Here is a 19,479-nt window from a genome sequence, read left to right as displayed (position 1 = left end):
AAGCACCTCTCCCGACACCGAGGACGCCCCCACCGGAAGCTGACACCCGACCACTCGCCCCACCCGCCCCGCTCGCGGCGGGAACGCCGACGGCCCGGAGGACACTGTCCCCCGGGCCGTCGGCGTCGGTCAGCGCGCGTCGCGGCGGCGGCGCGTGACTCCGAGCGCGAGCGCTCCGCCGGCGAGCAGGGCGAGCGCCGCCGCGGCGGTCCAGCCCGTCTCGACGCCGGTGCTCGCGAGTCCCGATCCGGTCCGCGGAGGAACGGCGCCGGCCGGAGCAGGAGCCGGCGTGCGGGTCGGCTCGGCCGTCGGCGCGACCGTGGGCTGCGCGGTCGGCGCCGTGGTCGGCGCCACCGTCGGCGCCACCGTCGGCTCAACGGTCGGCTCGACAGTCGGCCCCGGCGTCGGCACCGTCCCCGCCCCGAACACGGACTCCGCGGAGCCGAGCGATGCGAGCACCGTCTCGCCGTTCGCGTCGTCCACGCCGTCGTTGTCGGTCACCGCGAACACCTCGCCGGAGCCGGTGATCCCGAGGCCCTCGAGCTTCTCCTGGGTCCAGCCGTTCCCGGCCTGCAGCGCGGGCAGCACGTCGACCGCGAGCGTCTTCTCGAGCATCGGCAGCGTCTCGCCGACCGCCGCGCCGGCCTCCGTCGGCAGCGGCACCGTGTACACGGCCTTCAGCGCGGCGTCCGGCCCGTTGAGCTTGTCGCGCTCGATCACCGCGAGCGTGCCCGCGGGGGTCAGCGTGATCTCCGAGAGCCCGTTCCAGTCGCCGTCCGCCCCGGACACGGCCTCCAGCGGGTAGCCGAAGAAGCTCCAGCTGTCGGCGGCGACGTCGTAGCGCCCGATCCGGACCACTCCGTCGGCGTCGATCGAGGCCTCGCGCTGCAGCGCCGTCCAGACGATCTCACCGGCGGCGCCGTCCTCGACGGTCACTCCCTCGAAGCCCTGCTTGCCCAGTGCGGAGGCGAGCTCCGCGGGCAGGGCGATCCGCTCGGTCACCGCGGCGTCCGCGTCGAGCCGCAGGAGCGCGTTGCCGTCGCCTGTCCCGCCCTCCGTCACGGCCCAGAAGCCGCCGTCGACGCGGGCGGCGATCCCCTCCAGATCCAGAGCGGCGGGCTCGCCGCCCTCGGTCACCGTGAGGGTCGTGTCGAGCAGCGCCGGCGAGACGGAGGTGTCGATCGAGTGGAGTGTGCTCGGCGCGTAGGCGCTGTCGCTCACCGCGTACAGGCGGTCGGGCGCCGCCGGGTCGGTCGAGAGGCCCGAGAGCGCACCCCAGGGCAGCGGCGATCCGTCGACGTCGGCCGACAGCACGGTCGGGAACGCGGGGGCGGAGGCGCCGAGCGCGTAGAGCTGCACGCTCGCGCGAACGGCGGCCTCGGCGTCGTCGGTCTCGCTCGAGACGACCAGCAGGTCGCGCTCGGGCAGGGCGAGCAGCCCCTCCGGGCCGGGCGTCGACGGCAGCGCCTGCACGAAGCGCGGTGCGGTCGGCTCCGACACGTCGTAGACGGCCACGAAGTTGGCCCGCTCGGCGCCGACGAACACGTAGGGGACGCCGTCGAAGGTGGCCGAGAGCAGGCCCTCGGGCTCGGAGCCCTTCGCGTCGGAGCGCTTGTCCGGGTAGAGCCCGAGGCGCACCGCGAGGTGGTCGAACGAGTTCCCGGCGTCCCACAGCACGGCGCCGGTCGCGGCGTCGAGGATCGACCAGCCGCGCGTGCCGCCCTTCCAGTCGCCCTCGTTCGCGATCGCGACGTGGTCGTCGCCGACCCAGCCGATCGCGTCGGGCTCGCGCGGGACGTCGGTGATCGAGCCGGTCAGCGAGATCGAGTCGTCGTCGAGCGTGTCGATGCCGCTGACGGAGGCGGTGCCCGCGGTGTACGAGGCGGTGACGGAGCGGGTGGCCAGGTCGACGATCGCGACGGCGTTGTTCTCCTGCAGCGTCACGGCGACGGCCGTGTCGGCCGGGTTGATCGAGACGTACTCGGGCTCCGGGTCCGACGGGGTGTCGAGGCCGGCGAGACCGATGAGGTCGACGTGCTCCGGCACCCAGGCGGAGGGGTCGCCCGCGAGGTCCATCACCACGAGCTCCCCGGCGGGCGCCTGCGGGAGGTCGCCCTCCTCGCCGCCCTCGGGGGCGAGGTCCTCGTCGCGCTGGTTCTCGATCGCGATGACCGCGGTCGAGCCGTCGGTGGTGACGTCGATGGAGTCGGGCTGGCCGCCGAGCTCGATGCTCGCGACGGGCGCGAGGTCGTCGGCGTGCAGCACGCTGACGTGGCCGGAGGGGTTCGCGAAGTCGCCGTCGCTCGTGTCGACCACCGCGAGGACGTACTCGCCGGTCGCGTAGACCGAGGTCGGCTCGCCGCCCACGCCGACGCCGCCGCGCGGCTCGGGGGCGTCGGGGTCCGAGATGTCGAGGACGTCGATGCGCTGCCCGGCGGAGTCCGTCGAGTAGACCAGGCGGCCGTCGGGCGACGCGCTCGAGATCTCGGCGACGGCGGAGTCGGCGGACGGGTCGGCCGCGTTGAGGTAGGCCGGCACCGTGGCGATGCGGGTGAAGAAGGAGTCGCCCGCGGCGGAGGCGGGCAGGGCCGCGGCTCCGAGGGTGCAGCCGGCGAGGGTGACGGTGAGGGCGAGGGCGGCGGTGCGGGTGTGACGAGAGGACACGGGTCTCCTGAGCGGCTTCGAAGGAACCCGCCCACGCTGGCCGCCCCCGGTGAACGCACCGCCGCCCGCAGGTGTCCGCCCGGCGAACGCGCGGTGGCGGAGCCGCGACCGGGCGGGGGTCTCGAGACGCCGCGTGCCGCAGTCCGCCGCACGGACGCCTCGAGATCCGCCAGGCGGCGTGGTCAGCGCGCGAGGCCCTCCGCGGCCGAGCCCCAGGAGCCGAGGGCCGCGCGGACTCGCTCGTCGCGCGCGAGCGTCAGCGCCTCCGCGTACCCCTCCTCCAGCACGTCGTCGAGCCGCACCCGCGCACCCGTCTCGGAGGAGCGGACCGCCGCCTCCACCATCGCGAGGCTCCGCACGTTCGAGTGCACCTCGCCCGAGGGCACCGCCCCCGAGCCCAGCACCCGCACGAACTCCGCGAGCGAGCCCGCGATCTCCTCGGGCACGGGCTCGAGCGTGGCGGTCCGCACCGCCTCCGACTCGCGCGACTGCCACTCCGGAGCGCCGTCGCCGTCCCAGTGCGCGGTGCCGCCGGCCCCGTTCACGCGCCAGTCGCCGTTCCACGAGGTCTCGAGGCCGTCGGCGCACCAGCTGCCGGTGTAGCTGAAGCGCACTCCGCCGGCGAACTCGAACACGGCGCTCGCCGCGGCTCCGTCGGCGTACCAGCTCCAGCCCGGGTTGTACTCCTCGCAGTAGACCGCGACCGGGTCGCTGTCGAGCAGGTACCGCGCCGCGTCGAAGGCGTGGATCGCCATGTCGACCAGGAGCACGTGGTCCATCTCGTCGCGGAAGCCGCCGAAGCGGGGCGCCTTCGCGAAGTGCACGGAGGCGGTGCCCAGCTGCCCGAGCCCGGCGATCTGCTCGCGGAAGGCGGTGATCGCCGAGTAGTAGCGGCGCGACTGGCTGGTCATCAGGAGCCGGCCCGAGGCCTCGGCCGTCGCCGCGAGCACCAGCGCCTCGGCGATGGTCGGCGCGATCGGCTTCTCGGAGAGCACGGGCAGCCCGGCGAACAGCGCCTCCGAGCTGACGGGCAGATGCGCCCGCGGCACGGTCACGTTGACCACGGCGTCGGCGCCGGAGCGCGCGGCGACCTCGGCGACGGAGGTGCCGACCGCGACCGGGCCGACCCCCTCCTCCTCCGCGGCAGCCGTGGCGAGGTCGACGTCGAGGTCGACGAGGCCGACGAGCTCGGCGTCCGGGGAGTCGCGGATGGTGCGGATCCAGGCGCGGCCCATCGCGCCGGCGCCGACCTGGACGAGGCGGATCGTCATCGGACGAGCGCTCCCTCGTAGTCCTGGCCGTTGTGGAAGTCCTCGGTCTCGTAGCGCTGCAGCACCGGGAGGCGGCGCTCGGGGCGCGAGGAGCGCACCCACTCGACGCCGTTCGCGATCACGCGGCGCACCTCGGCCTGGTGGTAGACGGGGTAGTCCTGGTCGCCGGGGGAGAAGAAGAAGATGCGCCCGTGGCCGCGCTTCCAGGTCATGCCGGAGCGGAACACCTCGCCGCCCGTGAAGGTCGAGAGGAACACGAGCTCGTCGGGCGCCGGCACGTCGAAGAACTCGCCGTACATCTCCTGCCGGGGGATCACGAAGGGGTGCGGGATCCCCTGGGCGATGGGGTGCGTGGGGTCGACGGTCCAGACCAGCTCGCGGTCCTGCTCCGAGCGCCAGCGCAGCGTGCAGGTGGTGCCCATGAGCTTGCCGAAGATCTTCGACCAGTGGCCGGAGTGCAGGACGACGAGGCCCATGCCCGAGAGGACGTGGCGCTGGACGCGCTCGACGATCTCGTCGGAGACGTCGCCGTGGGCCATGTGGCCCCACCAGACGAGCACGTCGGTGGCGTCGAGGACGTCCTCGGTGAGGCCGTGCTCGGGCTCGTCGAGCGTGGTGGTGGAGACGGTGGCGCGCTCGCCGAGGTTCTCGCGGATGCCGTCGGCGATCGTGCTGTGCATGCCGTCGGGGTAGATCGCGCGGACCTTCTCCTCGATCTGCTCATGGCGGTTCTCGCCCCAGACGAGGACGCGGACGGGGGAGGAGGGTGTGGTCACGGTGTTCCTTCTTCGACGGTGGAGACGGTGCGGCAGTGGGCGGCCCGACACGGGGTTAACCGCTTTACCGGCCGCGTCTCCTAGGATGCGGGAGACGTCCGCCCCGCGTCAACCACGGCCGGGCGGCGCGAGCGGAGGAGGCGCGGTGGCCACGATGAGGGACGTCGCGCGCCTCGCGGGGGTCTCGATCGCGACGGTCTCGTTCGTGGTCAACGACACCAAGCCCGTCTCGCCCGAGACCCGCGAGCGGGTGCGGGCGGCGATGCGCGAGCTCGGCTTCCGGCCGCACGCCCTGGCCCGCGCCCTCGCTCGGCGCCGCTCCGGGATCGTCGCGGTCGTCTATCCGCTCGTGTCGAGCCGGCCGCTCAACACCGCCACCTCATTCCTGCTCGGAGCCGCCGAGGCCGCGGCGGAGCAGGACCACTCGATCGTCCTGTGGCCGACGGTCGGCGGCTCCGACCGCCTCGCCGACCTGCGCGCCGACGGCCTGATCGACGGCGTCGTGCTGATGCAGGTCACCAGCGAGGACGAGCGCGTGCCGGTCCTGCGCGACTCCGGTACGCCCTTCGCCCTCATCGGGCGCACCCGCGACCCGTCCGCCCTCGACTGGGTCGACATCGACTTCGAGGGGATGGTCGAGGAGGCGCTCGGCCGGCTCGCCGGCCTGGGGCACGCGCGGGTGGCGCTCGTGCTCGGCCCGGACCGCGACGCCGCGGCCGACTTCGGCCCCTACGCGCGCACCCAGGAGGCGTTCGCGCTCGCCTGCGCGGCCCGCGGCGTCGAGGGCGTGCTGCTGCGCTGCGAGGAGTCGCCCGCCGGTGGCCGCACCCTCGCCCGCTCGTTCGACCCCGCCTCCGCGACCGCCGTGGTGATCGTCAACGGGGGCGCCGCCGTCGGGTTCGCGCACGAGGTGCGGCACCGCGGGCTGCGCGTGCCCGAGGACCTCTCGATCGTCCTGCTCGCCTCCGACCCCGACGTCGCCGACCTGGCCGACCCGGCACTCGACCTGCTCGTCGCGCCCGGCCGCGAGCTCGGCCGCCGCGGAGTGGAGGCGCTGCTCGCCCGCCTCGCCGACCCGGCGGCACCGCTCCTCCAGGAGCGCATCGGCGGCCCGTGGCGCCCCGGCGGCTCGGTCGCCCCTCCGCGCTGACGGCCGGCGCCCCGGGAAGCCCCGGGAGCGCGCGCTACGGCACGATCGAGTCGATGTAGCCGCCGTCGACGCGCACGGCGGCGCCCGTGGTGGCCGAGGCGAGCGGGGAGGCGAGGTACGCCACCATGTGGGCGATCTCCTCCGGCTCGATGAGGCGTTTCAGCAGCGACTGCGGCCGGTGCAGGCGCATGAACTCGCGCTGCGCCTCCTCCCACGGGAGCTCGCGGTCGACCAGCTCGTAGACGAAGTCCTCGACGCCGCCCGTGTGGGTCGGCCCGGCGAGCACGCTGTTCACCGTCACCCCGGTGCCGGCGGCGGCCTTGGCGAAGCCGCGCGAGACGCCCAGCAGCGCGGTCTTCGACACTCCGTAGTGGATCATCTCGGCGGGCGTGACGACGGCGGAGTCGCTGCCGATGTAGAGGACGCGGCCCCACTCGCGCTCCATCATCCCGGGGAGGTAGGCGCGGGTGAGGCGCACGCCGGTGAGGACGTTGACCTCGAAATAGCGGCGCCACTCGTCGTCGTCGATGGAGAGCGCATCGGCGGAGCCGAAGATCCCGAGGTTGTTGACGAGCACGTCCACCTCCGTGGCCGCGCGCAGGAGGGAGGCCGTGCCCTTCTCCGTCGACACGTCGGCCGCGACTCCGCGCACCCGCGCCTCCGGCACCGCGGCGCCGACGGCCTCGATCGCCCGGCGGATCGACCGCTCGGAGCGGGCGTTCACGATCACCTCGGCGCCCGCCTCCGCGAGCGTCGTCGCGATGGCCAGCCCGATGCCCTGCCCCGACCCCGTGACGAGGGCCGTGCGCCCGGTGAGATCCAACCCGATCATGCTGCTCCGCTCCGCGCCGCCGCCCGCCGGCCGCGCTCGGGGTCGAGCATGCCACCGAGCCCTGACGTCCGGCCCACTCCCGGCTGAGGACGCCCGCGGGTCGCCGCGGCGTCGCTCGGAACGGCGGAGGCCGTTGCCAACCGGACACTCGTGCGTTACGGTCTAACCAATCGGCAATACGTATTACCCGCGGGTAGTAGGCCGATGACCCAGACTGTCGACGAGGACGAGGCGGACGCGTGACCCCGATGCAAGCAGATGTCGCCGTGATCGGCGGCGGACTCGGAGGAGTGGCCGCGGCGATCGCCCTCGCCCGCAACGGCCTCTCGGTCGTGCTGACCGAGCAGTACCCGTGGCTGGGCGGTCAGCTCACCTCGCAGGGCGTCCCGCCGGACGAGCACACCTGGGTCGAGCAGTTCGGCGTCACCGCCGACTACCGGCGCCTCCGCGACGGCATCCGCGGCTACTACCGCCGCAACTACCCCCTCACCGCCGAGGCGATGCGCGACGACCGCCTGAACCCCGGCCGCGGACTCGTGAGCAGGCTCTGCGCCGAGCCCCGCGTCGCCGTCGCCGTGCTCGACGAGATGCTCGCCCCCTACCGCTCGAGCGGAGCGATCCGCGTCGTCACCGGCGTCGTCCCCTTCGCCGTCGACGGCGGCCCGGGCCGGATCGAGCGCGTCCTGCTGCGCGACGCGGTCTCGGGCGAGGAGCTCGCCGTCTCCGGACGGTACGTGATCGACGCGACCGAGACGGGGGAGCTGCTCCCCCTCGCGGAGGTCGACTACGTCACGGGCTCCGAGTCGCGCGACGAACACGGCGAGCCCAGCGCTCCCGCCGTCGCCGACCCGATGAACGTGCAGGCCGTCACCTGGTGCTTCGGCTTCGACAGCGCGGACGGCGACCACACCATCGAGCGCCCGGCCGACTACGACTACTGGCACGAGTACGAGGTGCCGTTCTGGGGCGGGAAGCTCCTCTCCTTCACCGCGCCGAACCCGAGGACGCTGCGCCCCGAGACCCGCACGATGCACGTGAACGCCGTGGGCGACACCCGCACCGCGGACCAGCGCGCGCAGGGCGGGGACACCGACCTCTGGATGTTCCGCCGGATCCTCGCGACCGAGACCCTCCGGCCGGGCGCGCTCGACAGCGACATCGTGCTCGCGAACTGGCCGATGCTCGACTACCTCGACAGCTCGATCCTCGACGTGCCGGAGCCGGAGAAGCACCTCGCCGGCGCCCGCGCGCTCTCGCTGTCGTACTTCTACTGGCTCCAGACCGAGGCGCCCCGGCCCGACGGCGGCCGCGGCTGGCCCGGGCTCCGGCTCCGCGGCGACGTGATGGGCACCGCCGACGGCCTCGCGCAGGCCCCCTACATCCGCGAGTCCCGCCGGATCCGCGCGCTCACCACCGTGCGCGAGCAGGACGTCTCCGTCGCCGCCCGCGGGACGGGGAGCCCCGCGCGCTTCGACGACTCCGTCGGCGTGGGCATGTACCGGATCGACCTGCACCCGACCACCGGAGGCGACAACTACCTCGACGTGGAGTGCTCGCCGTTCGAGATCCCACTCGGCGCCCTCGTGCCGCGCACCCCGACGAACCTGCTGCCCGGGGGCAAGAACATCGGGACGACGCACATCACCAACGGCGCGTACCGCCTCCACCCCGTGGAGTGGAACATCGGCGAGGCCGTCGGCGAGCTGGCGGCCCTCGCCCTCGCCGAGGACCTGTCGCCCCACGAGATCGCCGCCGACCCCGCCCTCGTCGCCCGCCTGCAGGCGAGGCTCGAGTCGCGCGGCGTAGAGACCCACTGGCCCGACGTCGTCGGGTACTGACCGGGAACACCGAGAAGACCATTGGAGAAAGAGAGACGATGAGACCAGCGAAGAAGCTGATGGCCTCGCTCGCCGCAGTCGGAGTGATCGCCGCCCTCTCGGGCTGCGGCGCCGCCGGCGGCGGGGACGACTCAGCACCCGTCGCTCTGAGGATGTCCGTCTGGACCTCCGACGAGAAGCAGCTCGCCCTGTTCGACTCGATGGCCGACGAGTACATCGCCGACCACCCCGAGATCGAGTCCGTGACCTTCGAGTCCCTCCCGTTCGCGGACTACAACTCGACCCTGACCACGCAGGCCGCGGGCGGCAACGCCCCCGACCTCGCCTGGGTGGGCGACATCGCGAAGGACCTGATCGACGCCGGAGCGCTCGCTCCGCTGACCGAGACCTTCGAGGGGACCGAGGGCTACGAGTACGACGACATCCTGCCCAGCGTGGCGCAGTCGTTCAGCCAGGACGGCGAGCTCTACGCGTACCCGTTCTCCAACTCGCCGTTCGCGCTGTACGTGAACCAGGACCTCATCGCGCAGGCCGGGCAGACCGTCGACCCCGCGACGCTCAGCTGGGAGGACGTCGACCGCATCGGCGCGGCCGTCAACGAGTCGACCGGCAAGGCCGGCTACATCATCCGCGACTTCGACTTCTCGGGCTGGCTGAGCCTCGCGAACCTCTGGGCGGGCTGGGGAGCCCAGCCGTGGAGCGACGACGGGACCCAGTGCACGATGGACTCGCCCGAGATGGTGGAGGCGTTCCAGTTCTTCCACGACTCGGTCTACGTCAGCGGCGCGACCCCCGGACCCGGCGTGACGGCGGACTTCTTCGCCGGCGACGCCGCGTTCACGACCGCGCAGGTCTCGCGGGCGAGCCTGCTCGACGGCTCGTTCCCGTTCGAGATCTACCCGCTGCCCGTCGGCCCCGCCGGCGAGTACGGCAACATCGGCCAGGCCGGCATGGCCGCGCTCGCAGGCGGCGACCACGTGGAGGAGGCGACCGGCTTCCTCTCGTTCATGACCAACCCGGAGAACTCCGCCAAGCTCGCGCAGTTCTTCCCGCCGCCCCGCGAGTCGCTGCTGTCCGGTGAGGAGCTGGCGAAGGTCAACACCCGCCTCAGCGCCGAGCAGCTCGACCGCGTCGTGGTCGACGAGCTCGCCGACGTGTCCGCCACCCCTCCGGTGACGAGCCCCGCCGAGATCACCTCGGTCGGCAAGACGGCGCTGGACCGCATGTGGTCGGCCGACGCCGACGTCGCCGAGGTGCTCGGAGGCGTCTGCGACGCCATCGGGCCCGTCCTCCAGGGGAAGTGATCCCGTGACCGCGACCTCGACGGACAGCCGCCGATCCGCTCCCGCCGGCGCCTACTGGAACCTCCGGCGCCGCGACGCGCTCGCCGGCTGGCTCTTCATCGCGCCCCAGCTGCTCGGTGTGATCGTGTTCGTGCTGCTGCCCGTCGGGCTCGCGGTCTGGTTCAGCCTCAACGAGTGGAACGTCTTCACCGGCTCCATGACCTTCGTGGGCGGCGAGAACTACGAGCGGGCGATCAACGACCCGAGCATCGGCGCGGTGCTCGGCACGACCGCGGTCTTCTCCGGGGGAGTGGTCGTCCTGAACCTCGCCCTCGGGCTGGGCCTGGCCGTGCTGCTCAACCGGAGGATCCCGGGCGGCGCCCTGTTCCGCACGCTCTTCTTCTCGCCCGTCGTCATCTCGGTGGTCGCCTGGACCCTCGTCTGGGGCTTCCTCCTCCAGGACAACGGCGCGATCAACGGCCTGCTCTCGCTGGTCGGCCTCGACGGGCCGAACTGGCTCCAGGAGGGACCCACCGCGATGGCGAGCGTCATCGTCACGCAGGTCATCCGCAGCGTCGGCGTCAACATGGTGCTCTTCCTCGCCGCGCTGCAGGGGGTGCCGGGCGACCTCTACGAGGCGGCCCGGCTGGACGGCGCGAGCCCCCGCGCGATCTTCTTCCGGATCACGCTCCCGCTCATCTCGCCCACCCTGCTCCTCACCGCCATCCTCACGATCGTCGGCTCGCTGCAGGCGTTCGCGCAGGTCGCCGTCCTGACCGAGGGCGGGCCGGAGCTGTCGACGACAGTTCTCGTCTACTACGTGTTCCAACAGGCCTTCGAGTTCAGCGACATCGGCTACGGCGCGACGCTCTCGCTGATGCTGCTCCTCTTCGTCCTGATCCTCACGGTCGTGCAGTGGCAGCTGCGCAGGAAATGGGTCTTCTATGAGAACTGACGCCGTCGTCGAGCAGGGGACCCCGCTCACGCCACGCCTCGAAGCCGTCCCGGAGCCGCCCGTCAAGCGCCGCCGCGGCCGCAGCCCGCTCATGACCGCCCTGCTCGTCGTGACGCTGATCCTGCTCGTGCTGCCGTTCGCGGTGCCGACGTTCTGGATGATCGCCTCGTCGTTCAAGCCGGTGAACGAGATCTTCTCGAACCCGCCGACCCTGCTGCCGGACTCGCCGAGCCTGGCGGGCTACGCCGAGGCGTTCCGGTTCCAGCCGTTCGCGCTCCAGTACTGGAACAGCCTCTACATCGCGGTCACGGTCACCGTGGTCACGCTGCTGGTGTCGAGCCTGGCCGGCTACGCCTTCGCCCGGATCCCGTTCCCAGGCCGCAACGCGGTGTTCCTCGTCGTCCTGACCGGCCTGCTGGTGCCGACGGAGGTGACGATCATCCCGCTGTTCCAGATCTTCCGGCAGCTCGGCTTCATCGACACCCACGTGCCGCTGCTGCTGGTGCCGATGGTCGGAGCGCCGGCGGTGCTGGGCACGTTCATCATGCGGCAGTACTTCATCGCGATGCCCGGCGAGCTCGAGGAGGCCGCGCGCCTGGACGGCCTCGGCCGCTTCGGGATCTGGCGGCGCATCTTCCTGCCGCTGTCCAAGCCCGCGCTGTCGGCCGTCGCGATCCTGACCTTCCTCGGGTCCTGGAACATGTACCTCGAGCCGACGGTCTACCTGACCTCGCCCGAGCTCTTCACCCTGCCCCAGGCGCTCACCCGCTTCACCGACGCCTACGGCGGGGAGATGTGGGACGTGCAGCTCGCCGCGGCGACGATGACGGTCGTGCCCGTGCTGGCCGTGTTCCTCCTCGCTCAGCGGCAGTTCGTGGAAGGGCTCGCGCACTCCGGTCTGAAAGGCTGACCCGGTGTTCACGGATCGCCCCCTCGCCGCCCTCCGCGAGTTCCGTGCGGAGGTCGCGGAGCCCGACGGCTTCGACGCCTTCTGGCGGGCCACCCTCGCGCTCGGGCGGGAGGGCGGCCCCGGCGTCAGCGCCGTGCCGGTCGACGCGGGCCTCCCGCTGGTGCGGGTGCGGGACGTGCGGTTCCCCGGCTTCGCGGGCGAGCCGATCGCCGCCTGGCTGGTGACCCCCGCGGTCGACCCGGGCGCCCCGCTCCCCGTGGTGATCGAGTACCCCGGGTACGGCAGCGGACGGGGCCGGCCGATCGAGCACCTCTGGATCGCCGCCGCCGGGTACGCGCACCTGGTCGTCGACGCGCGAGGCCAGGGAGCCGGCCGCCTCGCCCGCTCCGGTGCCACCCCCGACCCCCACGGCAGCGGACCCGCGTACCCCGGGGTCACGACCCGCGGCATCGAGTCGCCCGAGACGTACTACTACCGGCGCCTCATCGCGGACGCGGCGCTCGCCGTCGACGCCGTGGAGTCGCTCCCCGGGCTGGACCCGGACCGCGTGTCGGTCTTCGGCGGCAGCCAGGGCGGAGCGCTCGCGACCGCCGCGGCGGCGCTGCGCCCCCGGGTGCGCGCCGCGATCGCCCTGGTGCCCTTCCTCTCCGACGTCCTCCGCGCCACGACCGTCACGAACGAGGCGCCCTACCTGGAGATCGCCCGCTACCTGGCGACCCGCCCCGAGGACCTCGACGCCGTCGAGCGGACCCTCTCCTACGTCGACGGCGTCCACTTCTCCCGGCGCCTGGGCTGCCGGGTGCACCGCTCGGTCGGCCTGATGGACGCGATCTGCCCGCCCTCGACGGTCTTCGCCTCCCACAACGTCTCCGGCGGCGAGACGTCGATCGACGTGTGGCCGTACAGCGGGCACGAGGGCGGCGGGGTCGGCGACCGCGAGCGGGCGCTGGAGGTGCTGCGGGAGGTCCTCGGGTGACCGCGCGGGCGTGACGCCGCGTCTCAGGACGCCGGCGCCTCCTCCATCCCGAGCCGCATCGCCAGGTCCATGGCGCGCAGGCGGGCCGGCGAGACGTCGTAGGGCAGGCTCCGGATGATCTCGCCGGCGCTCCGGGCGCGGGAGCCCTGTGCGGGATCGGGGGCCGGCGCGGGGTCCTCGGGCGGGTGCGCCTCGTCCCACGCGTCGAAGATCGCCTCGTCCTCCTCGAGCTGACCGGACTCCTCGACGACGCGCATCAGCCGGGCCTCGAAGGCGCGCCGCTCCCGCGCCACCTGCTCCACCCGGGGGTCGTCCTCGGCGACCGTGTCGTCGAGGGCCTCCTCGGCGGCGTCGACGCGGTCGGCCTCCGCCCGCAGCGCCGGATCGGCGGCCAGGACGACGAAGCGGCCGGCCTGGGAGACGGCGCCCAGCGGGCCGAACATCCGCTCGGTGACCAGCAGGGTGTCGAGGTCGGCCTGGCGCAGCGAGCCCTCGGGTGCGCCCTCGAGGCGGCGCGAGACGATGTCGTCGAGCAGCCCCAGCCGGCCGCCGAGGGTCCGCATGCGCCGGACCGAGGCCCGCTTCCGCTGCAGCTCCTCCTCCTGCGCGGCGAGCGCGTCGTCCAGCCGCGCGAGGACACCCGCGACCTCGTCCTCGCGGTCGGCGCTGTCCTCGGCGCCGGCCGGGGCTGCGACGGCGAAGGCGTCCCGGATGTCCTCGAGCGCGACCCCGGCGTCGGCCAGGCGGCGGATCCAGAGCAGCCGGATGATGTCGTCGTAGCCGTAGCGCCGACGACCGTCTCCGCCCCGCTCGCGCTCGGGGAGCAGGCCGAGCCGGTGGTAGTGGCGGATCGCCCGCGGAGTGACGCCGGCGAACGCGGCGGCGTCGCCGATCTGCACCTGGCGGGGCGGGGCGGGGAACGACTGCATGGGGGACCTCTCCGATCGGGACCTTGTGCATCGAGCAGACCACATGACGCAGGGGCAGGAGCAAGCCGACCCGGCCTGCTCCCGCCCCTCGTCCCCTCGCGCTCAGCGCGCCAGGCGCACCGTCGCGATCTCGAACGGACGCAGCTCGAGGCGCACGTCGGCCGAATCCGCCTCGACGGAGCTCTCGATGCGGACCTGCTCGGTCGGGCGCTCCATCAGGTCGGTGCGGGTGACCGCCCGGACGGCGAAGGCGGCGCGGAGGGTCGCTGCGGCGCGGCGGCCGAGCGACTCGTAGAGTCGCACGATCACGTCGCCGCTCCCGTCGTCCGCCGCCTTCACAGCCTCGACGATCACCGAGGGGTCGTCGATCGACACCAGGGGAGCGACGGGCGCGGCGCCGGTGAGCCTGCGGACCGGGGTGTTCAGCGCGTAGCCGGCCTCGACGGCGTCGGGCAGCTCGGCGCCGACCACGAGCGACACTGCGAGGCGGTGGCGGCCCTGGTCGGCGTCCGGGTCGGGGAACAGCGGCGCGCGCAGGAGCGAGAGCCGGACCGTGGTCGTCGGGGTGCCGGCCGCGGCGCGGTCGCGGGTGATGTCGTGCCCGTAGGTGGAGTCGTTGACGACCGCGACGCCGAAGCCCGGCTCGCCGACGTGCACCCAGCGGTGCGCGACGGTCTCGAAGCGGGCGGCGTCCCACGTCGTGTTCACGTGGGTCGGCCGGTGCACGTGGCCGAACTGGATCTCGGACGTCGCCCGGTCCGAGAGCAGGTCGAGCGGGAAGGCGAGCTTGAGCAGCTTGCGGCGCTCGTGCCAGTCGATGTCGAGGTCGAGGTCGACGGCCGCCCGGCCGATCTGCAGCGAGACGGTCTGCACGACCGTGGAGCCGCCGAACGAGCGGGTGATCATGACCGCCGGCACCTCGCGGCCGAGCGGGTCGCTCACGGTGCCGGCGCGGACCGAGTCGACGCCGACGAGGTCCTCCACCGTGCGGCGGTAGTTGTCGTCGAGGTCCCAGGCGTCCCACTTGTTCGGGGTGTCGCGGTGGAGCTGGAGGAGCCCCGCGGCGGCGCCGGCGGGCACGACCTCCCGGCCGCTCGCGAGGTCCACGACCGACTCGAGGAGCCCGGAGGCGCCGATCCGCACCCGGACGAGCCCGTTGTCGAGGACGTGGGCGTCGCCGTCGGAGCGGAGCGTCGGGGCCGAGTGCTCCGCGGCGGGGTCGGCCGCGGCCGCGCCGAGCGCCGGCACGCCCCCGATGGGGAAGGGGGAGGAGTTCACCAGCAGCTCCGCGGAGCCCTCGCCGGCGAGGGCCCGGACTGCCTCGGCGATCATCTCCTCGATCCGCTGCGCGATGCGGGCGTAGTTCTCCTCCGCCTCGCGGTGCACCCAGGCGATGGAGGTGCCGGGCAGGATGTCGTGGAACTGCTGCAGGAGGACCGTCCGCCACATCTCGCGCAGCTCGTCGGCCGGGTACGGGACCCCGGCGCGGACGAGGGCCGTGGTCGCCCACAGCTCGATCTCGCGGAGCAGGTGCTCGCTGCGGCGGTTGCCCTGCTTGGTGCGCGCCTGCGACGTGTAGGTGCCGCGGTGGAACTCGAGGTAGAGCTCGCCCGACCAGGTGGGCGCGTCCGGGTACTCGGCCTGCGCCTCCTCGAAGAAGCGGCGGGGCGTGGACAGCTCGACGGTCGGCGAGCCCTCGAGGCTGCGCGTGCGGCGGGCGGCCGCGATCATCTCGCGGTTGGGGCCTCCTCCGCCGTCGCCGTAGCCGAAGGGCACGAGCGACATGGTGCCGCTGCCCTTCTCGGCGTACTGGCGCTCGGCGCGGGCGAGGTCCTCGCCGGAGAGGTCGGAGTTGTAGAGGTCGACGGGCGGGAAGTGCGTGAACACGCGGGTGCCGTCGATGCCCTCCCACCAGAAGGTGTGGTGGGGCATCGTGTTGGTCTCGTTCCACGAGATCTTCTGCGTGAGGAACCAGCGCCCGCCCGCTCCGGCGATGATCTGCGGCAGCGCGGCGGAGTAGCCGAAGGAGTCCGGGAGCCAGACCTCCTCGGTGTCGATCCCGAACTCGTCGAGGAAGAAGCGCTTGCCCTCGAGCAGCTGGCGCACGAGCGCCTCGCCGCCGGGCATGTTCGTGTCCGACTCGACCCACATCCCGCCGACCGGCACGAAGCGGCCCGCGAGCACGTGGCCGCGGACGCGCTCGAACAGCTCCGGGTGGTCGCGCTTCAGCCACGCGTACTGCTGCGCGGAGGAGGCGGCGAAGACGAAGCCCTCCTCGCGCTCGATCAGGTCGCAGACGTTCGAGAAGGTGCGGGCCACCTTGCGGGCGGTCTCGCGGGCGGGCCAGAGCCAGGCGGAGTCGATGTGGGCGTGGCCGACGGCGTGCAGGTGGTGCGCGCTGGCCGAGGCGGGGCGCTCGAGGACCGTCCGCAGCGCCTCCCGGCCCGCGGCGGCGGTGCCGGACACGTCGTCCGGATCGAGGAAGTCGACGGCGCGGTCGAGGGCGCGGACGATCTCGGCGCGCCGCTGGGAGGACTCGGGCAGCTGCCCGATCAGCCCGACGAGCACGGCCATGTCCTGCTCCAGCTCCCAGACCTCTCGGTCGAGCAGCCCGAGCTCGAGACGGCGGAGGCGGTAGAGCGGGTCGGACGGCAGGGCGCCGTCGGCGGGGCGGCCGCCGAGCGCCGTGGGGGTGAAGGACCAGTCGCCGGTGATGTTCGGGTTGGCGGCGGCCTCGATGTAGAGCTCGACCGTGCGGTCGCCCGCCTCGCGGCCGGGCAGCCGGTCGAGCGGGACCGACTGGTTGAACGGCTCGACGGCCTTCACGACCGTGCCGGTCGCGGTGAAGACGAGCCCCTCCGCCTCGAAGCCGGACTGGGCGCCGGTGTAGCCGAGGTCGACGACGAGCTCGGGCTCGCAGCCGTCGACGCCGACCCAGGAGGCGGGGATCTCGCCGCTCACGTGGAACCACACGGTGCCCCAGGGGGCGCCCCACGGCTCCCCGATGTGGGCGGGCGCGTAGGACGCGGCCCGCGCCTGGTCGAAGGGGACCGGCTCGCCCGGAGCGGTCCACGACTCGATCCCGAGCGGCTCGACCGCCCGGTGGATCGCCGGCCGGAGGCTCTCGGCGCGGAAGCGGGCGATGCGGGCTTCGATGCGGGTGCTGTCGTCATGCATGCGTTCTGGTGCTCGTTCCGTGTGCAGTGGGGGAGGGCGGCGGCGCGGAGGGCGCCGCCGCCCGGGGTCAGGAGGCGATGACGACGCGGTGCCCGTCGGGGAAGACGGCCACCTTCCGCCAGGTGTCGCCGGAGCGCTCCCAGCCCTCGTTGACCTGTCCGGCCGGAGGGGTCGGGATGGTCTCGGGGGCGCGGGCGACCGTGGTGTAGCCGGCCGCGCGCTCCACCCGGCCGCGGCCGAGCTCGAACGAGGTCAGGCGTCCGTCGTCGACGATCAGCGAGCCCTCGTCCACTCCCGCGGCGCCGCGCTCGATGAACGGGTTCACGAGGCGCGTCTGGGAGGAGTCGCTGCCCAGCACGATCGCCTTCTGCTGCGGGAAGCGGCCGAGGCTGAGCCCGTAGAAGCCGCCGAGGACGGTGAGGTTGCGCACCTCGAAGTCCGCTCCGCCGTTCGTCAGGCCGACGCCGAGGCAGTTCGCGCCCGAGGTCGGGAAGAAGTTCGGGTTCACGATCATGTGGCTCGTGCCGGCCTCGATCAGCACCTCCCAGCCGTCGCGGGAGCCCTCCGAGCGGAAGTTGATCAGGGTCAGGCCGGAGTTGACCGAGCGCCGGTTCTCGTTGCGGATCGACCGGAGGCCGACCGTGCCGCCGATGGCCTGGCAGTCGAGCAGCGTCATGTTCGTCGGCGCGAGGAGGAAGCCGCCGAGGCCGGGGCTGATCGCCTCGACGTTGGTCATCGAGCCGCCGATGGAGGCCTTGCCCGAGTCCTCCACGCCCCAGCCCGCGGGGGCGACGATCTTGATCTTGTTCCAGGAGTTGGCGTACGAGTACTCGTCGTCGACGCCCGACACGAAGGTGGCGCGCTCGCGGAAGATGCCCGACTTGCCGGTCTTCTGGATCCACAGGTTGCGGAACTCGCAGTTGACCAGCGAGCGCAGCGACATCCCGTGGCCGCCGGAGGGCGTGCCCGTCATCTCGAAGTCGGCGAGGACGACGCCGGTGGCCTTGTTGTTGTTGGCGGGACCGGCCGCGTCGCCCGTCTGGCCGGAGACGGTGAAGATGTCGCGGGTCGAGCCCTCGATCTGGACGATCCTCGTCTGGCGCATGCCGGCGCCGACGATCTTCGGCCCGGCGTAGCCGTAGGGCGGCCCGTTCTCGGGCTGCACCGGGTAGCCGCGGTAGTCGACCGCGAGGCCCGTCACCCGGATCTCGCCGGCGGGCAGCGACACCTCGCCGCCCGGAGCGGTCATCGCCTTGTCGATGGCCGCCTGCACCGCGCGGGTGTTGTCGGCGCCGGCGCGGTCGTCCCAGCGGAACTCCTTGTCGAGCGGCGAGATCGGCCCCTCGGTGACGCTCAGGCGCTTCTTCTGCCCGGGAGCGTCGGCCGGGGGCGCGGCGGCGGCCGGAGTGGCGGCGCCGACGGCTCCTGCCGCGCCGGCGAGGGCGGCGGCGCCCCCGGCGAGGAAGAGGCGGCGCGAGTTGTCGGGCCTGCGCTGCGGATCGTGCTCGGGCTGCTGATCGGGCTTGTGCTGCCGATCGGGCCTCGGGGAGGCCGTGGTCTGGTTGTCTGGGTCTGCGGGATTCATCATCGTCGACGTTCCGCCCTCTCTCGCCCCGGATGGGCGTACGGCGATCCTTCGTCATCGGTAGCCTGAGGTCAAGACGTAATACCTATTACCAGGATGAAGCGGGGGTGTCCGGGTGCCGCGGATCACGCAGAAGGACATCGCGCGTCTCGCGGGAGTCAGCCAGACGACGGTGTCGTTCGTGCTCAACGACAAGGGCGAGCAGCTCGCCCGGGTCCCGGAGGCGACGCGGGCGCGGATCCTCAAGGCGATCCAGGAGACGGGGTACGTCGCCGACCCCATCGCGCGCCGCCTCAAGCAGGTCGGCACCGGCATGATCGGCGTCTACACCTACGAGAGCCTGTTCCCGCTCGACCGCGAGGACTTCTTCCACCCGTTCCTCGCCGGCATCGAGGAGGAGGCGCAGAACCGCGACATCGACCTCCTCCTGCTGACCAGCGGTCGCGTCGGCGGCCGCCGCGGCGGCCTCAGCGGCGGCACCACCCGGCTGCGCCTGGCCGACTCCTGCATCCTCCTCGGGCAGCGCATGCCCCGCGAGGAGCTCGAGTTCCTCAACGCGAGCGGCTTCTCCTTCGTCAGCATCGGCCGCCGCGACGACGCCGGCGGGCCCGTGCCCTACGTGGCCGCCGACTACGCGTCGATCGTCCGCGAGCTGATCTCCTGCGCGCGCGCCCTCGGCCACACCCGCTTCGCCTACGCCGGCCACGGCGAGGGCGTCGAGTCGTACACCGACCGCATGGCCGGCGCGCGGGCCGAGCTCGGCGACGGCTTCCTCCACCTCGTCCCGGGGCCGGAGGCGTCGCCGCGGGAGTGGATCCGCCGGATCGCCGCCGAGGGCGTCACGGTCGTCCTCGCCGAGCAGGAGGAGCAGTTCGTCCTCCTGCAGGAGGCCGCCGAGGCCGAGGGGGTGGCGGTGCCGGGCGACCTGTCGCTGGTGTCGCTCTCCGGATCGGCCGACCGCACCGGCTGGCAGGCCGGCTTCGAGCTGCCCCGGCGCGACATGGGCCGCCGCGCCGTGCAGATCCTCATCGAGGGCGACCCCGCGCGACGGGAGCAGCAGCTCCTCCGCTGCACGCTCGTCGACGGCGCCTCCCTGGCCGCGGCCCCGGCCTGACCGGCCGGCCCTGACCGCT

Annotated in this window: 14 protein-coding genes; 7 read left to right on the top strand and 7 right to left on the bottom strand. The window is 73.3% G+C overall.

Annotation, left to right across the window (positions count from 1 at the left end; genetic code table 11):
• Nucleotides 1-129 precede the first annotated feature (129 nt).
• From C5B95_RS14605 to C5B95_RS14595, 3 genes are all read right to left on the bottom strand, one after another.
• A complete protein-coding gene (locus C5B95_RS14605) occupies nt 130-2,664 on the bottom strand; it encodes an esterase-like activity of phytase family protein (RefSeq protein ID WP_104349503.1) in 2,535 nt (844 codons plus the stop codon).
• Nucleotides 2,665-2,846: 182 nt separating this feature from the next.
• A complete protein-coding gene (locus tag C5B95_RS14600; protein WP_104349502.1) occupies nt 2,847-3,935 on the bottom strand; it encodes a Gfo/Idh/MocA family protein in 1,089 nt (362 codons plus the stop codon).
• A complete protein-coding gene (locus tag C5B95_RS14595; protein ID WP_104258013.1) occupies nt 3,932-4,711 on the bottom strand; it encodes a ThuA domain-containing protein in 780 nt (259 codons plus the stop codon). Before C5B95_RS14595 ends, C5B95_RS14600 begins: the two co-directional genes overlap by 4 nt.
• A 154-nt stretch (nt 4,712-4,865) precedes the next feature.
• On the opposite strand from C5B95_RS14595, the gene C5B95_RS14590 reads away from it, so the two are divergent.
• Entirely contained in the window at nt 4,866-5,861 is a 996-nt protein-coding gene (locus C5B95_RS14590; RefSeq protein WP_258059511.1) for a LacI family DNA-binding transcriptional regulator, read from the top strand.
• Between the two features lie 34 nt (nt 5,862-5,895).
• Here C5B95_RS14590 and C5B95_RS14585 read toward each other — a convergent pair whose 3' ends face one another.
• Complete coding sequence (locus C5B95_RS14585; RefSeq protein WP_104349505.1) at nt 5,896-6,690, bottom strand: SDR family NAD(P)-dependent oxidoreductase; 795 nt, start codon at nt 6,688-6,690, stop codon at nt 5,896-5,898.
• Nucleotides 6,691-6,941: 251 nt separating this feature from the next.
• Between C5B95_RS14585 and C5B95_RS14580 the strand changes: the two genes are divergently transcribed.
• Genes C5B95_RS14580 through C5B95_RS14560 form a run of 5 tightly spaced genes read left to right on the top strand, consistent with a single transcriptional unit; the run spans nt 6,942 to nt 12,655 of the window.
• A complete protein-coding gene (locus C5B95_RS14580) occupies nt 6,942-8,531 on the top strand; it encodes an FAD-dependent oxidoreductase (RefSeq protein ID WP_104263304.1) in 1,590 nt (529 codons plus the stop codon).
• Nucleotides 8,532-8,569: 38 nt separating this feature from the next.
• Complete coding sequence (locus C5B95_RS14575; protein ID WP_104349501.1) at nt 8,570-9,835, top strand: sugar ABC transporter substrate-binding protein; 1,266 nt, start codon at nt 8,570-8,572, stop codon at nt 9,833-9,835.
• A gap of 4 nt (nt 9,836-9,839) precedes the next feature.
• Nucleotides 9,840-10,769, top strand: coding sequence for a carbohydrate ABC transporter permease (locus C5B95_RS14570; protein ID WP_104234014.1), 930 nt, complete (start codon nt 9,840-9,842; stop codon nt 10,767-10,769).
• Nucleotides 10,759-11,679 carry a carbohydrate ABC transporter permease gene (locus C5B95_RS14565; RefSeq protein ID WP_244229554.1) on the top strand — a complete coding sequence of 307 codons (921 nt, stop codon included), beginning with the start codon at nt 10,759-10,761 and terminating at the stop codon, nt 11,677-11,679. Before C5B95_RS14570 ends, C5B95_RS14565 begins: the two co-directional genes overlap by 11 nt.
• Before the next feature lie 4 nt (nt 11,680-11,683).
• On the top strand, nt 11,684-12,655 hold the full coding sequence (locus C5B95_RS14560) for an acetylxylan esterase (protein WP_104349500.1): 972 nt from the start codon (nt 11,684-11,686) through the stop codon (nt 12,653-12,655).
• Between the two features lie 23 nt (nt 12,656-12,678).
• On the opposite strand, the gene C5B95_RS14555 is transcribed toward C5B95_RS14560, so the two are convergent.
• From C5B95_RS14555 to C5B95_RS14545, 3 genes are all read right to left on the bottom strand, one after another.
• Nucleotides 12,679-13,584: a MerR family transcriptional regulator gene (locus C5B95_RS14555; RefSeq protein ID WP_104349499.1), complete on the bottom strand. Its 906-nt coding sequence runs from the start codon at nt 13,582-13,584 to the stop codon at nt 12,679-12,681.
• Nucleotides 13,585-13,686: 102 nt separating this feature from the next.
• Nucleotides 13,687-16,761 (bottom strand): glycoside hydrolase family 38 C-terminal domain-containing protein, encoded by a 3,075-nt coding sequence (locus C5B95_RS14550; RefSeq protein ID WP_104349498.1) that lies wholly within the window; start codon nt 16,759-16,761, stop codon nt 13,687-13,689.
• 67 nt (nt 16,762-16,828) lie between these two features.
• Nucleotides 16,829-18,349 carry a hypothetical protein gene (locus tag C5B95_RS14545; RefSeq protein WP_104234018.1) on the bottom strand — a complete coding sequence of 507 codons (1,521 nt, stop codon included), beginning with the start codon at nt 18,347-18,349 and terminating at the stop codon, nt 16,829-16,831.
• A 112-nt stretch (nt 18,350-18,461) separates the two neighbouring features.
• Here C5B95_RS14545 and C5B95_RS14540 point away from each other — a divergent pair, with 112 nt between their 5' ends.
• The gene (locus C5B95_RS14540; RefSeq protein WP_104227154.1) at nt 18,462-19,460 is read left to right on the top strand and encodes a LacI family DNA-binding transcriptional regulator; all 999 of its coding nucleotides are present in this window, start codon (nt 18,462-18,464) and stop codon (nt 19,458-19,460) included.
• Nucleotides 19,461-19,479: the final 19 nt, after the last annotated feature.

This window comes from Rathayibacter sp. AY1A7, assembly GCF_002930845.1.
Lineage (GTDB): Bacteria > Actinomycetota > Actinomycetes > Actinomycetales > Microbacteriaceae > Rathayibacter.
The sequence above is the reverse complement of the archived record's forward strand: the minus strand, read 5'-3'. Positions and strand labels throughout refer to the sequence as shown.